The sequence below is a fragment of the Pseudooceanicola pacificus genome, from assembly GCF_009789075.1.
GTDB lineage: Bacteria > Pseudomonadota > Alphaproteobacteria > Rhodobacterales > Rhodobacteraceae > Pseudooceanicola > Pseudooceanicola pacificus.
In genome coordinates this window covers 94,423-107,835 of record NZ_WNXQ01000011.1, presented here as the reverse complement: position 1 = coordinate 107,835, position 13,413 = coordinate 94,423, and the positions used below count along the sequence as shown (strand labels likewise).

Sequence of the window (13,413 nt, the reverse complement as noted above, 5' to 3'; positions counted from 1 at the left end):
GGGCGGCCAACCTCCCGCGCTGGTCTATTGGCAAAGAAATGATATCAACCAACCCGATCAGCAGGTGCAACGAGTAGCTTAATTTACGCCAGATCCTGTCCAAGAGATGGGGAGTAGCTCAGATGTTGCAGAGGTAGCTAATGGCCGCTTCTCATTTTTCCGTTGCAAGCACCTTGTCCAACATCCAACCGATATGGTCGTCACCGGCGATTTCCAGCAGCGGACCGCGCTCGCCGCCGATTTGAAGTTTCGCCATCGTCAGACCGTGGAGCATTATCCAGAGCAATACCGCAAGTTTTGCGGGCTCTGTGAGTTCGATTTGGCCGGACGCTCCCCCGGCGGCAATTTCAAGTGTCAATAAGTCTAGGGCTTCCGCGCCTTTTGGAGAAAGCGCTCGAACATTACCCGGGGTTGCTGGGCGGAACATCACGAGCATGTATTCTCGATTCCTTTCGGCGAACCTTACATAGGCCCTGCAGCCTGCTTCCAGCCGGTCCCTCCAAGTCGAATGTGTGGCGATCTCCCGGGTGATCTCGTTGCTCAGCATTTCAAAGCCGTGATCCGAGATCGCTAGCCATAGCGCTTCTTTATCTTTGAAGTGCATGTATGGCGCGTTGTGGCTTACGCCGATCGCACTCGCCAACTTGCGCATGCTTACCGCTTGAAACGATTGCGTCTTAAGCGCTTCCACGGCGGCATTGATCAACTCGGTTTTCACATCACCGCGATGATAGTTTTTTGTCTTCGGCATATTGACGCTGTCAATTTGAAGTTATATTGACAATGACAATATCAACTACCCTCCGACAACGCAAGAAGGAGCATGTAGATGCGCAAACCACTTCGATACGTCCATTTGGTCGCCGGGCTCTTAATTGGCGCATACGTCTACAGTCCAACGTTAAGCGGCAATGCAGCGTTTCAGGCAATGATCCAGTTGGGCGTATTTCCGATTATCGCGTTGAGCGGGATTGCGATGTGGCAACAGCCGCGATTGATGAAGTTGACCCGCCGGACCCAGAGCTGACATTCGCAGAGACACAGCGAACGGCAGCAAAGTCCCGCATTGCTGCCTATTCGCGAAAACAGGGCCAAAGGTTGCTTCCTTGATCCAAGCCGAGATCGAACCGGGGCCTAAGCCCCGATCCTCTTGATGCGGATTCCGAGCTTGCGGGCCTTGTCGACGATGTTCTCTGTGATGCCCGAACCGGGCGTGGCAATCAGACCCTGCGGTATGGTCTCGAGCATCTTGTCGTTGCGCTTGAAAGGGGCGGCCTTGCCGTGGCTTTTCCAGTCGGGTTTGAAGACCACCTGGGTGACACCTCGGGTATCTGCCCAGCGGGCCGCAATCATCTCGGCGCCCTTGGGCGTACCGCCGTGCAGCAGCACCATGTCGGGGTATTTCGCAAGGGTGGCATCGAGGACGGACCAGATCAGGTCGTAGGCCTGATAGTCGCCGCCAGAGAAGGCGATCCGCGTGCCTTCGGGGCAATGCACTTCGGTTTCCTTACGGCGCTTGGCTGAGAGATAGGCCCGGCTGTCCACCACGGCGGAGGTGAGACCACGATGGGAGACCTTGGATCCGGTGCGCGGGAGCCAAGGCGAGCCCGTGGCGGCCGAGAAGTGGTCCACGGCGAGATCGCGCATCTGCTCGAAAGCGTCGCGGTGATCCCAGAGCGTGAGCCCGATCACCTGGAGGCGCTCGAGTTCGACCGAGGCGACCTCGGAGCCGTCCTGGATGGCCAGAATTTCCCGGACCTCGAATTCGTTGTCGTCGAGAAGCTTCTGGATATGGGTCAGCCGGCGATGGAAAATCGAGGTCAGGGACCAGAGCATCTCTTCGAGATTGTCTTCCAACTGGCTGCCGGTGAGGAGGCCGATGGTGGTATCAAAGAGGGTCGCCATGGCGAGTTCGACCTCATCTGGCTGGGGCAGGGGGCGATGATCGGTCTCGCCGGCCCCCGGCGTTGCGCCGTGAAGTGCCAGGTGGTCGAGGATGGCGGAGGTCACGCCGGTTTCCTCTTGGATGTCTGTCTGATGGGGCATTGTCTGGTTCCTCTGATTGATCTGACCCGATTTGGATGGGGCGATATCAGGACCGGCGGCGACCGGGCCGCATCCGTCAGGATCGCAGCGCAGCGGAGAATGCGCCGCGCGCCGGAAAATTGTTCCCGCGAGGAATGCCCTGAAGGGGCAGGGGAATTTTCTGGCGCGGGGCGCGTTGCTGCCCGGGCGAGGGGCACTCAGCCCCGACCCGCTGGTCCATCGCTCCCCTTATCCAAGCGGGATCAGATCGAGCCCGCGGAACCTTTGCCCCCTCGGTCATCACGAGTGGAGACAGGCGCTCACCCGTGCTCGATCTCCAGACCTTGCGCCTTCATTGCCTTGAGAAGAGACCGTCGCAGCGCATCCTTGCCAAAAGCCCGCAGATCGTCGTTGAAATCGCCCATACTTGGCACGAGATCACCACAGGCAATTCCAAGCGATTCCAGTTGGTTACGCAATCTCATAGATGCATAGCGACCAGCTTCGTCATTGTCCCGTGCGATCCAGATAGGTTTGATCCCCGGCGGCGGGATGAAGAGCCCGAGATGGGTGGCAGTGAGACAAGACGCGAGGTCGAACTCCGGGAGAGCCGTGCCGACCGAGAGGGTATTCTCGAGACCTTCGCCGACGATGAGATCAGAGCGCGCCTTGCCGGACCAGAAGCGGATGGCGTGGCCATGCAGTTGCCCGAGGATCCGTTTCGGGCTCTCGATTTCGGCCAAAACGCCGGTGGACGGGTCGAGATAGAACAGCGCACATCCGGTGATCTGGCCCCGATTGTCCGTGATCTTTGTGAGCAGGGCAGGGGACCTTGTTGCCAGATCAGGATCGTCCTCGCCCTGACGTAGGAAGACCCGCGGATGATAGCGGAGCGCGGGACCGAGGCGCGTGATGCCGCACCCTTGCAGATAGGTGGCGGCCAAGGTGCCAAGAACTGGCTTGCCAGCCGCAAAGAGCTTGCGCGCCCGCGCAATGCGTTTGCTGGAGGCAGTATCGTGGCGCTCAGCCCTTTGGGTTTCACGAGTTACGGCAGGGCAGGGGGCCTCGCCGAGAAAGGACCGGGCCTCCCTTAGGGTTTCCTTGAGTGTCACCGAACCAAGCCGTTCTTGCAGCAGGTCGATCAAGTCGCCAAATTCACCCGTCGCGAAATCTTGCCAGGACCCGGCCTTGCGCCCGCTTTCCGCCTGCAGTCGGATCGCGAGACTCTGTCCCTTTGCTCCCGATGTGTCACCGACCTGCCAATAATTGCCCTGCTTGCGTCCCTCGGGGAAATACTGGCGGCAGAAACTCTCGGCCTGGTCTGCAAGATCGGCCGAGAGGTCTGCGATGCTGCGCCGCGGGTTCATGCGGCAGCATCTGCGACGCTTGCGCCAACTGGATGCTCGGCGAGCACCCGCGCCAGCACGTCAGTACCGTCCACCGGGATGAACACCCGCGTCTTCCACTGGATAACCTCGGTGAAGCAGCCCATGGCTTTCAGTGCGGGCAGGGCCGCACCGGACGCGCCGATCAGCTCACACCTCGGCTGCCCCATGACGAGCGACCTGCGCAGCTGGTAACCGCCGAGGAGGTTCAGGGTCGTCCTGGCGTCCATCACGGCCGCGAGCACCTCCTGCGGCGACATCTCGATCTGGCAGTTGAGCCCAAGGCGCGCGTAGACGTTCGAGAGCTGTTCCTGGCTGACCAGACGGCCGATGGCGCGTTCCCCGTCTTCGGTTTGCAGGCGATAGATGCGCATGTTGTTGGCAGGTAGCCGGTCCCAGATCGGCAGGAGAAGCCCGCAGATCAGCGTGATCTTCGAGGTGGTGAACTCCGGCACAGCGTCGACCTCGGTCTGCCAAAGGTGCTCGAACATCGCGTCATCGATCTCTTCCCAGTACGAGGTCAAAAACTCGCTGAGCGCGAGGATTTCGGTGGCCATGGGCCGCAGGAGTTTCACCCGCAGGATCGGAACACCATCCTCGTCCATGAAGGCCGGCGCCTTGACCATCAGCGCCGCGCGCTTTGACGTCTTGTTCCAGCAAAGCGTCGCACCCTCCGTGCCTGCGCAGATCGTCTTGACCCGGGGCACGGTCAGCGGATCGTTCCTATCGGTGCGCTCCACGGTCAGGGCAGTGGCCGTCGCACCCGTCGAAGATCATCTTCCGGTCCACGATCTCGAATTTCTCTGCCTTGAGCGTCTCGAGGCCCACATCGAGCGTGCCTGCCTGGCGCGCGTCCTCAATGATGGCCGAAAGGAAGGTGCCAAAGGCCTCGAAGATCGCGTCCTGCATGTCGATCCGGAGCGCGAGACAGCGGTTCAGGAACTGCTGGATCGGAGGCAGGGTCTCCTTCATCGTCCCATCCGCCTCATCAAGCGTCAGCCCGGTCATCTCCTGGAACTTTGCGTAGGAGCAAGCCTCGATCTTGCCCGCGCGCAGCTTGTAGAAGAACTGCCGCAGCGCCGCGCGGGCATAGGGGCTTTCGAGGTTGTCTTCGGCACGGAACATGTTCTGCCCGCCAGTCTCGCGCTGCCCCTTGGTGATGGCCCCGAGCGTGTCGAGACGCCGCGCGATGGTGGAAAGAAACCGCTTTTCGCCCTTCACATTGGTCGCGACGGGGCGAAAGAGCGGCGGCTGCGCCTGATTGGTGCGGCTGGTGCGCCCAAGCCCCTGGATTGCATTATCGGCCTTCCAACCAGGCTCAAGCAGGTAATGCACCCTCAGCCGTTGGTTCTTCGCTCCAAGATCGGCGTGGTAACTGCGCCCCGTACCGCCCGCATCGGAGAAGATCAGTATGCGCTTGGCATCATCCATGAAGGCTTGGGTTTCTCCGAGGTTGGAGGAGGCAGGGCGGTTTTCGACCTTGAGCCGCCCTTCAAGGGTTTTCACGATGCGCCGCTTGCGCCCCGTGACCTCGGCCACCGCGTCCCCGCCGAAATGCCAGAGGATCTGGTCGAGCGCGCCCTGCACCGGGGCGAGCGCGCCCAGATGTTCGATCAGATCGTCCCGCCGCCGCTCCGCCTCGCGGCAGATGATGGGGTTGCCACTCGCATCGACAGCGGGGCGCGAACGCAGATCGCCATTCTCGTCGGTGAAGGGCTCGAAGAACTGCGTCGGGAAGCTGTGCATCAAATATTCCATGACCGCCTCCCGCGGCGTGAAGTCGACCTGAAGATCGTCCCATTCCGAGGGCGGGATATCCTCGAGGCGCCGTTCCATCACCGCTTCGCTGGTCGAGACCACCTGAATGACCGCGGAATGCCCCGCCGCCAGGTCCACCTCGATCGCGCGGATCAGCGAGGGGCATTTCATTGCGGTGATGAGATGGTTGAAGAAACGCTGCTTGTTGCTCTCAAAGGCCGAGCGGGCGGCGGATTTTGCCTGAGCGTTCAAAGTTCCAGTCTCGGAGGAAATACCCGAGGCATGAAGGGCCGCCTCGAGGTTGTTGTGGATGATCTGATAGGCATCGGCGTAACTGTCGTAGATCGCGACCTGGGCGGGGGTCAGCTCATGCACCAGCATCTCGTATTCGACCCCGGCATAGGAGAGCGAGCGTGCCAGATACAGCCCGAGCGCTTTCAGGTCGCGCGAGATCATCTCCATTGCGGCAATACCCCCGGCCTCCATCGCGGCGACAAATTCGGCCCGCGCCACGAAGGGGAAATCCCCGGTGCCCCAAAGCCCGAGGCGGGTGGCATAGGCGAGATTGCCGACCACAGTGGCGCCGGTGGCCGAGACATAGAGGACGCGGGCATCTGGCACGGCATTTTGCAGCGCGAGGCCGGCAAGACCTTGCTGCGACGCCTTTTTGTCGCCGCGATCGGACTTTTCGCCGGCGGCATTCGCCATGGCGTGGCTTTCGTCGAAAGCGATAACCCCGTCGAACCCTTCGCCCAGCCAGGACGTCACCTGGTCGAGCCGCGACGCCTTCCCTTCGCGTTCGGCGGAACGCAGAGTCGCGTAAGTGACAAAGAGGATGCCTTCGGACTGAACCGCCCCGGGTTTACCGGAGAGTTTGAGGTTCAATAGTTATGCCGCTTTCTCAGTGGCGCTCAAGTCTGCGAAGAATGCCTCCTCTGCTTCTTGTGGCGTGACATATCCGATGGCGCTGTGGAGGCGCTCGGTGTTGTACCAGGAGACCCACTTCAGCGTTTCCCATTCGACTTGTCCGACCGACTTCCATGGGCCGAGGAAGTTGATGACCTCGGTCTTGAACAGGCCGATGATGCTTTCAGTCAGGGCGTTATCATAAGAATCCCCGACGCTGCCGACAGACGTGTCGATGCCGGCCTCAGCCAGACGCTCAGTGTACTTGATCGACAGGTATTGCGATCCGCGATCCGAATGATGGATCAGCTTGTCTGCCCCGGACGGCGCCCGCTGGCAGATGGCCTGGTTCAGGGCGTCGAGAACAAAGCCTGTGGTCATTGAAGTCGCCACGCGCCAGCCGACAATCTTGCGGGCAAAGACGTCGATGACGAAAGCGACGTAGACCATCCCTTGCCAGCTTGAGACATAGGTGAAATCTGACACCCAGAGCTGATAGTGTCCCGGGAAATGGTGTAACTTTGCTCTTCGGCCTTGGCTTGGCCGCAGTTACAGGGCGGCGATCTTCGCCGGGTCCATGGGGTCAGTGTCGCAAATGGCGGCGACGGTTTCCAGTGTCATGTAGCGCCGCGTGATCGCCCACTCATCGTTTTGCTCCAGCATCAGCGCTCCGACCAGACGCGTCACCGCGGCCTCGTTCGGAAAGATTCCGACGACGTTGGTCCGGCGCTTGATCTCTTTATTCAAGCGCTCAAGCGGATTCGTCGAATGGATTTTCGGCCAATGATCCTTGGGGAAGCCCTTGTAGGCCAGGACGTCCTCTTCGGCACGGCGCATCAACTCGGCGAGCTTTGGATGGCGTGGTTCGAACGCGTCGATCAGCTTGGTCCAGTGGTCTTTCGAGGCCGCGAGCGTGTCCTGGTCGAAGGCGGTCCGGAGCGCCGCGGTGACGATCGGGCGGTCCTTCTTGCCGACGCAGGCTAGCGCATTGCGCATGAAATGCACGCGACAGCGCTGGACGGTCGCGCCGAGCACCTTGGCGGCTGCAGCCTTCAGGCCCTTGTGATCGTCGGCGATGATCAGACGGTTGCCGCGCAGGCCGCGATCCGCGAGAGAGCGCAGGAACTCGTCCCAAAAGACCTCCGCCTCGCTGGGCTGGACGGCGATGCCCAAGACCTCGCGGCGGCCGTCCAGGTTGACCGCCACGGCCACTATGGCCGCGACACTGACGATCCGGCCGCCGCGGCGCACCTTGATGTAGGTAGCGTCGAGCCACAGGTAGGGCCATTCGCCTTCCAGCGGGCGGTTCAGGAACGCGTCGACCCGTTCGTCGATCTCGCCGCAGAGCCGCGAGACCTGGCTTTTCGACACGCCGGTCATGCCCATCGCCCTGACGAGGTCGTCCACCGAGCGGGTCGACAGGCCTTGGACATAGGCCTCCTGAATGACCGCCGTCATCGCCTTCTCCGCCGCCCGGCGCGGCTCCAGGAACTCGGGAAAATAGCGGCCCTTGCGCAGCTTCGGGATCTTCACATCGACCCGGCCTGCACGCGTCTCCCAGGCCCGGGACCGGTATCCGTTCCGGCGGTTCACACGGTCGTCGCTGCGTTCGTGCGCGCCGGCGCCGCAGAGCTGGTCGACATCCAGCGCCATGAGCCGGTCGGCAACAAACCCGAGCATCTCGGCCAGCAGGTGGGTGTCGGACGTCTCCGACAAAAGCGCGCGCAAGGCTGCGGTCTCTGATAGGCTGTCTTTGGTCACGGTTGATCTCCTCGGTCATCGGTCAGGTCGGCAAACCGAACCTTAGCCGAAGAACAACCGTGGCCGCCAAGCGACCCACGCGGGCCTCGCTTCGCTACGCGAAGGCTCCGCTCAGCCCGCGCTACCGGCGGGCATTACACCAACCGTTGGGACACTGCTTCATGTCTAAATCTGATAGCGGGCCGATCGCCGGACGTGATGCAGATCGTTCAATCATCGCGGCGAGCGCGATGTCAGGCGAAGAGCGCAAGAAGCGGTGCTACGGCCTTCTGCCAGCTGTCACGCGCTTCAAGCCGGCCGATCCAGCCCGCGATTCTGGGGAATTCGTCCAGCGAAATCCCCGCTTGGTCGCGATACATGAATGTGGTCGCCAGATAGAAGTCGGCAAGGCTGAGTGCGCCTGCAATCCAATCCTTATCGTCGAGTCCGGTTTCCAGAACGGCAAGGAACTGATCGGTGGCTTTCCGTTCCACTTCGACCACAGTAGGATCAGGATCGCCCATGCCGAATTTCTCTTTGAGGAACAGCTCAAAGGACAACTTCTGCATCGCCGGGCCAAGGTGGATGGCTTGCCACCAGGCCCACTGATCGACGAGGGCCCGCGTCTTGAGGCCATCAGGATAGAGCCCTGCCTCGGGCCGGATCCCGGCCAGATAGGCACAGATCGCCCGGGACTCCCAGAGCACGAAATTCCCGTCCTCCAAAACAGGCACCTTTGCATTTGAATTGCGGGCAAGAAATTCCGCCGCGCGGTTGTCCCCGGCACGGATGTCGACCTCGACGATTTCGAGTTCCACGCCCAGTTCGTGCGCCACCGCCCGTACACGCAGCGCATTCGGTGAGAAGTTCGCGTTGTAAAGCCTCATGACATTTTCCAGCATTATTGTTCCTGCGGCGCCTGAAGAAGCGCCGCGCGGTTAGCGGCCAGGAAATCGGCCACCGACTGTCCGGGCTTGCCGGTGAGCGATTCGAGATCGCCGCTGGCCACATCGAGATAGCCCTGCGCGATTGCTTCGTCGAAGGAGGCAAAGACCCTCGCCATGAACTCCGGCAGTCCATTTGCGATCATCGCCTGCACCAGATCCTCGGCGGGCAGGGCGACATAGGGGATTTCCTTACCCGCAATTTCGGACAAGATCGCCGCGACCTCGGCCTGGCTGACCGTCTCCGGCCCGGTGATATCGAGGGTCTTCCTTCCCGTAGCTTTCATTAGCGCCGCGGCTGCGGCACGGGCGCAATCCGCGCGTGTCACATATCCGGTCTTGCCATCTGCTGCGGCGGAGAAATGCGTGCCCATGGCGACGCTCTGCTGGCCGCCCATCAACAGAAAGTCGGTGTACATATTGTTGCGCAGGATCGAATGATCCGCCCCACTTTCCGTGATCAGCTTCTCGGTCCCTTCGTGGTCTTGAGCGAATCCGATTGGACTTTCCGCGACTGGGCCTGCGAAGGAGGTATAGACGATGTGGTCGATACCTACCGTCTTGGCCGCAGCAATCGCATTGGAATGAGCTGCGAGCCGCTTGCCCGGCTCCAGATCGTCGGTGGAGATGATGAGGAGACGCTTGCCGCCCGCGAAGGCTGCTTCAAGAGAAGCCGGGTCGTTGAAATCGCCCTCGCGCGCCTCGACTCTTTTTCCCGCCAGATCGGCAAGCTTGTCGGGAGTGCGCGAGATCGCGATGACCGGCCCGGCACCTGCCTGAACCAGCAGGTCGACCACCTGCCGGCCAAGTTGTCCGGACGCGCCGGTCACGATGAAGGGGCCGTTCTGGATGTTGGACATGGTATCTCTCTTATCTTGATATTTCTGCAAGCGCGCTTGCGATCAATCGTGGATTTGGGTGGGGGCGGGATTCGCCAGCTTGCCGCGCGCGAAACCCCAGCTTGTGGTCAGGATTTTGATCATCACATCGACCTCTGCCTCATCGCGTGGAGCAAAGGCCATGATCGCATTGGCCGGGATGTATCCGGCCGAGGCCATCGGGTGCTGTTCGCCCCATCCCTTCGCGATGAGTTCCTCAATCGCCGGCAGCGGCAGCATCATGTGCGACGAACCGTCATAGGCGGGATGCACATGCGCAAATTCGCGTCCGATCATGAAGGCTTCGCGCGGGCCGCAGGCATGCGGCCGCGGCAGGACTAATGCCTCGGCGCCGGGGACCGAAATACCCGATCGGCAACGCTCGACGAAGGGCAGGGCGAAGGCCTTCTGCTTGAACAATGCGTGAATCTCGGCCGAGGAGTTCTGCGACACTTGCTCATGCGGGGCGCACTCGGTGGCTTCGGGGCGCGGACCCTGCCGCAAAGGAAGTTCGAAGCACATATCTGGTCCTATCCAAATCTGAACGCGCTTTCGACCGCGCCCAATACGTGATCCTCGAGGGTCTTTTCCCCCCGATCCGCAAGCGCGGCGCCGGCCACGACGTGCAATGGAATTAGATGTTCCTCGCGCGGATTGGCGTCGCGTGCGCCGGGTGCCCGATCCCAAGCAGCCAGCATGGCGCGGCGCGCCCCGGGGTCTTCATGGGTCACCGCACCCGTGAGCCATCGGTCAAAGTCGCCGCCGTTCACCGGGCCATCGGGTCCGCCCCTCATCGCCCGCATCATCTTGCCCATGTTGTGATAGGTGTTGCCGGACCCGATGATCAGAACACCTTCGTCTCGCAAGGGCGCCAACGCGCGACCAGCAGCAAGATGCGCCTCAGCGTCGAGATCATCGCGCAGGCTCAGTTGGACGGTAGGTAAGTCGGCCTCAGGCAAAGCCACCTTTAGCGGAACAAACACCCCATGATCGAAGCCACGCGTGGCGTCGGCCCGGGTTTCAAAACCCGCGCCATTCAATAGCTCGCTTGCACGGGCCGCCAGCGTAGGATCGCCTAGCGCGGGCCAGGTCAGCTGATAAGTATGGGGGGGAAACCCCTGATAGTCGAACAGCAGCGGCGGCGCGGAGTTGGTCTGCACGGTAAACACCCGTTCCTCCCAATGGCCTGAGATCACGAGAAGCGCCTTTGGCTTTGCCGGCAGGCTCGCAGGCAAAGCCTCAAGGAATCTGCGGTGCCTGTCCCAGGTGTCAGGCGGGTTCCAGTCCATGAAGAAGCAAGGGCCGCCTCCATGGGGAACAAACACTGTCGGCTGCCTTTCGGTCATTCTGTCGTCCTTTTGAACCCCAAGCCCGAGGGTGGATGGCCAGCGCCGTGGCAACTCCGCATCGGATTAATTCGTCTCTGTCGGAAACGTCGGCGCATATGCCGACTTTACCGCACGCACGCGATTGGCTGTCATCCACGAGGCGATCAGGAGCACCCAGGTCGCAAGAGCCGGTGGCCAGCCTGGATCGCCCGCGCCCACATGCGCCCCGAACGCCAACACCAGATGCCAGAACATCGCCGCGTAAGCCCAGTCCGCCAGCATCGCCGAAGGGCGCCAAAGAATCACCACCGCGCCGACAATCTTCAAAATCGCGAGCGGCCAGATGATGTATGTGGGATAGCTCAACACCTCGCGATACATGCCCGCGACCATATCGTGGGATGAGATGTAGAAAGTCGCCGCACCCAGATAGACCAGCGCCACAAGGCCGGTCGCGATCCAGTAGACATACTTTGCCACGTTGTCACTCATCACCGCACTCCCTGTTTGCAAGGGCTTGTTCAGCCGCAGTTTCCGCTCTAAGTACCTTTAGGTGTCTTGCATCGCTCGTGAAAGTAGGCACTTAAAAGTAACTAGATTACTTTAACCGCGAGGATAATCCACGATGAAGAGCGTCCAGCCCCCCTCATGCCCGATGGAGGCGCTTCTGCGTGTCATCACAGGCCCTTGGACGATCTATATACTCTGGGTTCTGTCCGAGCAGGGACCGCAGCGTTTCGGCGCGCTCAAGCGTTTGGTGCCCGGCATTTCCACCCGGGTCCTGACCGAGAGGCTGAGAATGCTGGAACATGCTGGCGTTGTATGGCGCGAGCAGGCCATGACCATCCCACCCGCTGTCACCTACGGGCTGACTGAGCGCGGCGCGGAACTGCGCGGCGTGCTGGACAAGCTTGGCTCGATCGCACGCCGCTGGGAGGCCGAGGGTGCCTTTGTCGGGACCGCAAGCGCGGCAGAATGACGGTACCCCTCCTGTTCGCGGGATAATCCCGCGCCCGAGAACAACTCAGGCAGAATCAGACCCGAAGCTCATGACGAATTGAAAACGGCGCTAGAAAAAGCCGCCAAGCGGCGCTTGGTGGGGTAGATCCGCACAGCTTTACGCTTTGCTGCTAAATCAACTTCTATCTACTATACTCACTAGACGGTACAGTAAAGCTTGTAACCGCCTAGTCCTGCCTGGGATAGAGAGAACGAGATGCCCGTGAGAAAAATGGCCGACGTCATGATTGGTGCGCGCGAGGTTTTCTTCCGATGCGGTTACGAAGGAGCCACGGTCGATGCGATTGCCGCTGAAGGAAAAGTGTCGAAGGCAACCATGTATTCGTATTACCCGACCAAGGAGCAACTGTTCCTGAGCGTGGTTGAATCCGAATGCGGTCGGCTTGCGGACGAAATCCTCCGGCCCTTGATCGCGTCTTTGGAGCCGCGCGCCCAGTTGGAAGAACTCGCCCTTCGCATGGTCGACCTCACCTTGGACGACACCTACATCCGTCTCCTGCGAACGTGCGTTGGCGCCTCCGAGGCACTGCCCGAAGTGGGTGAGGTTTATTTTCGCGCAGGCCCGAAACCTGCTCGCGAACTCGTCGGTAGGATTCTGGAGCGCCTTACGCGCGAAGGCGCGCTCGATGTCGATGACGACCGGCGCGCGTCCGATCACTTCATACACCTTTGCGTTTCGGGGCTACTTATGCCGCGCCTTCTCGCAGTGAAACGAGCTGTCCACCGCGAGCAACATGCGCGCGAAGCGGTCGCTGCATTCCTGCGACTTTACGGTAGCGGCCACAGAGACAAATTTTCAGATTGAGCTCGCTTGCCAAATACGGGGCAGCGCATTAGCTCGCCCAATGACTTAACCGACCGGACGGTACAGGGTGACTGCACAAGTGGAAAAGCAACCGAAGAACGCCTCGCCGAAGATTCTCGGCGCTGCGCGGGCGATTGCGCTGCGAGAAGGCGCGGGAAAGATCACGATCGACGCCGTCGCTCGGGAATCCGGCCTCAGCAAGGGTGGGGTGTTGTACAACTTCCCCACCAAGAAAGCGCTTCTGGCCGGGCTGCTCGACGAAATGCTCGCGGAGCACCGCGAACGTCTGGCGTCGGTCCCGGAAGGGCACAGTTCCCGCACCCTGCGCGGTCATCTCGAGACAGTTCTGCAAGCCGGAAGCACCGATGATGACCTTTCGATGGCTATTCTCGCGGTTTCGGCGTCGGATCCGAATCTTCTGGACCCGCTGAGAAAAGAACTGTCCCGTGATGTCGAGCGCATCCGTTCGGACGCGCAGGACGACACTGCGGCGATGGTTCTCTTTTTGGCGATCCAGGGTCTTCGTTTCCAGAGGCTCCTTCGCCTCGCGGATGGTGATGCCGATCAGCAAGACGCCACCATCGACAGATTCAAGGACATGATCGATGAGCTCGAATAGAACCA

At 61.0% G+C, this 13,413-nt stretch carries 13 protein-coding genes and 2 pseudogenes; 4 read left to right on the top strand and 11 right to left on the bottom strand.

The annotated features are described in order from the left end of the window. Nucleotides 1–151 precede the first annotated feature (151 nt). Nucleotides 152–751: a TetR/AcrR family transcriptional regulator gene (locus GLS40_RS15905; RefSeq protein ID WP_052418460.1), complete on the bottom strand. Its 600-nt coding sequence runs from the start codon at nucleotides 749–751 to the stop codon at nucleotides 152–154. Between the two features lie 78 nt (nucleotides 752–829). On the opposite strand from GLS40_RS15905, the gene GLS40_RS15900 reads away from it, so the two are divergent. Further along, nucleotides 830–1,027 (top strand): hypothetical protein, encoded by a 198-nt coding sequence (locus tag GLS40_RS15900; RefSeq protein WP_043753136.1) that lies wholly within the window; start codon nucleotides 830–832, stop codon nucleotides 1,025–1,027. A 107-nt stretch (nucleotides 1,028–1,134) separates the two neighbouring features. On the opposite strand, the gene GLS40_RS15895 is transcribed toward GLS40_RS15900, so the two are convergent. From GLS40_RS15895 to GLS40_RS15850, 10 genes and pseudogenes are all read right to left on the bottom strand, one after another. Beyond that, a complete protein-coding gene (locus GLS40_RS15895) occupies nucleotides 1,135–2,046 on the bottom strand; it encodes a DUF2493 domain-containing protein (RefSeq protein ID WP_160383645.1) in 912 nt (303 codons plus the stop codon). Between the two features lie 299 nt (nucleotides 2,047–2,345). Then, the gene (locus GLS40_RS15890; RefSeq protein ID WP_160383644.1) at nucleotides 2,346–3,392 is read right to left on the bottom strand and encodes a DUF7146 domain-containing protein; all 1,047 of its coding nucleotides are present in this window, start codon (nucleotides 3,390–3,392) and stop codon (nucleotides 2,346–2,348) included. Then, nucleotides 3,389–6,011 (bottom strand): annotated as a pseudogene (locus tag GLS40_RS15885) (strawberry notch family protein); the annotation flags it as partial. The gene GLS40_RS15890 and the pseudogene GLS40_RS15885, both read right to left, overlap by 4 nt. A 45-nt stretch (nucleotides 6,012–6,056) precedes the next feature. Beyond that, nucleotides 6,057–6,569: pseudogene (locus tag GLS40_RS15880) on the bottom strand (IS3 family transposase); the annotation flags it as partial. Between the two features lie 54 nt (nucleotides 6,570–6,623). Continuing rightward, nucleotides 6,624–7,835 carry an IS256 family transposase gene (locus GLS40_RS15875; protein ID WP_043753130.1) on the bottom strand — a complete coding sequence of 404 codons (1,212 nt, stop codon included), beginning with the start codon at nucleotides 7,833–7,835 and terminating at the stop codon, nucleotides 6,624–6,626. 233 nt (nucleotides 7,836–8,068) lie between these two features. After that, nucleotides 8,069–8,716, bottom strand: coding sequence for a glutathione S-transferase family protein (locus GLS40_RS15870; protein ID WP_048534191.1), 648 nt, complete (start codon nucleotides 8,714–8,716; stop codon nucleotides 8,069–8,071). Continuing rightward, on the bottom strand, nucleotides 8,716–9,618 hold the full coding sequence (locus GLS40_RS15865; RefSeq protein WP_043753128.1) for an SDR family oxidoreductase: 903 nt from the start codon (nucleotides 9,616–9,618) through the stop codon (nucleotides 8,716–8,718). The genes GLS40_RS15870 and GLS40_RS15865 overlap by 1 nt, the downstream gene beginning before the upstream one ends. Before the next feature lie 42 nt (nucleotides 9,619–9,660). After that, entirely contained in the window at nucleotides 9,661–10,158 is a 498-nt protein-coding gene (locus tag GLS40_RS15860; protein WP_043753126.1) for a luciferase domain-containing protein, read from the bottom strand. Between the two features lie 8 nt (nucleotides 10,159–10,166). Next, on the bottom strand, nucleotides 10,167–10,982 hold the full coding sequence (locus GLS40_RS15855; RefSeq protein ID WP_043753124.1) for a DODA-type extradiol aromatic ring-opening family dioxygenase: 816 nt from the start codon (nucleotides 10,980–10,982) through the stop codon (nucleotides 10,167–10,169). 66 nt (nucleotides 10,983–11,048) lie between these two features. Beyond that, nucleotides 11,049–11,456, bottom strand: a complete 408-nt coding sequence (locus GLS40_RS15850; RefSeq protein WP_043753122.1) for a DoxX family protein — start codon at nucleotides 11,454–11,456, stop codon at nucleotides 11,049–11,051. Nucleotides 11,457–11,589: 133 nt separating this feature from the next. Here GLS40_RS15850 and GLS40_RS15845 point away from each other — a divergent pair, with 133 nt between their 5' ends. The 3 genes from GLS40_RS15845 to GLS40_RS18235 all read left to right on the top strand — a co-directional run bounded on the left by GLS40_RS15845 (nucleotide 11,590) and on the right by GLS40_RS18235 (nucleotide 13,408). After that, nucleotides 11,590–11,943, top strand: coding sequence for a winged helix-turn-helix transcriptional regulator (locus GLS40_RS15845; RefSeq protein ID WP_229737775.1), 354 nt, complete (start codon nucleotides 11,590–11,592; stop codon nucleotides 11,941–11,943). A gap of 237 nt (nucleotides 11,944–12,180) precedes the next feature. Then, a complete protein-coding gene (locus GLS40_RS15840; protein ID WP_043753118.1) occupies nucleotides 12,181–12,789 on the top strand; it encodes a TetR/AcrR family transcriptional regulator in 609 nt (202 codons plus the stop codon). Nucleotides 12,790–12,856: 67 nt separating this feature from the next. Next, complete coding sequence (locus GLS40_RS18235; RefSeq protein ID WP_229737777.1) at nucleotides 12,857–13,408, top strand: TetR/AcrR family transcriptional regulator; 552 nt, start codon at nucleotides 12,857–12,859, stop codon at nucleotides 13,406–13,408. Nucleotides 13,409–13,413: the final 5 nt, after the last annotated feature.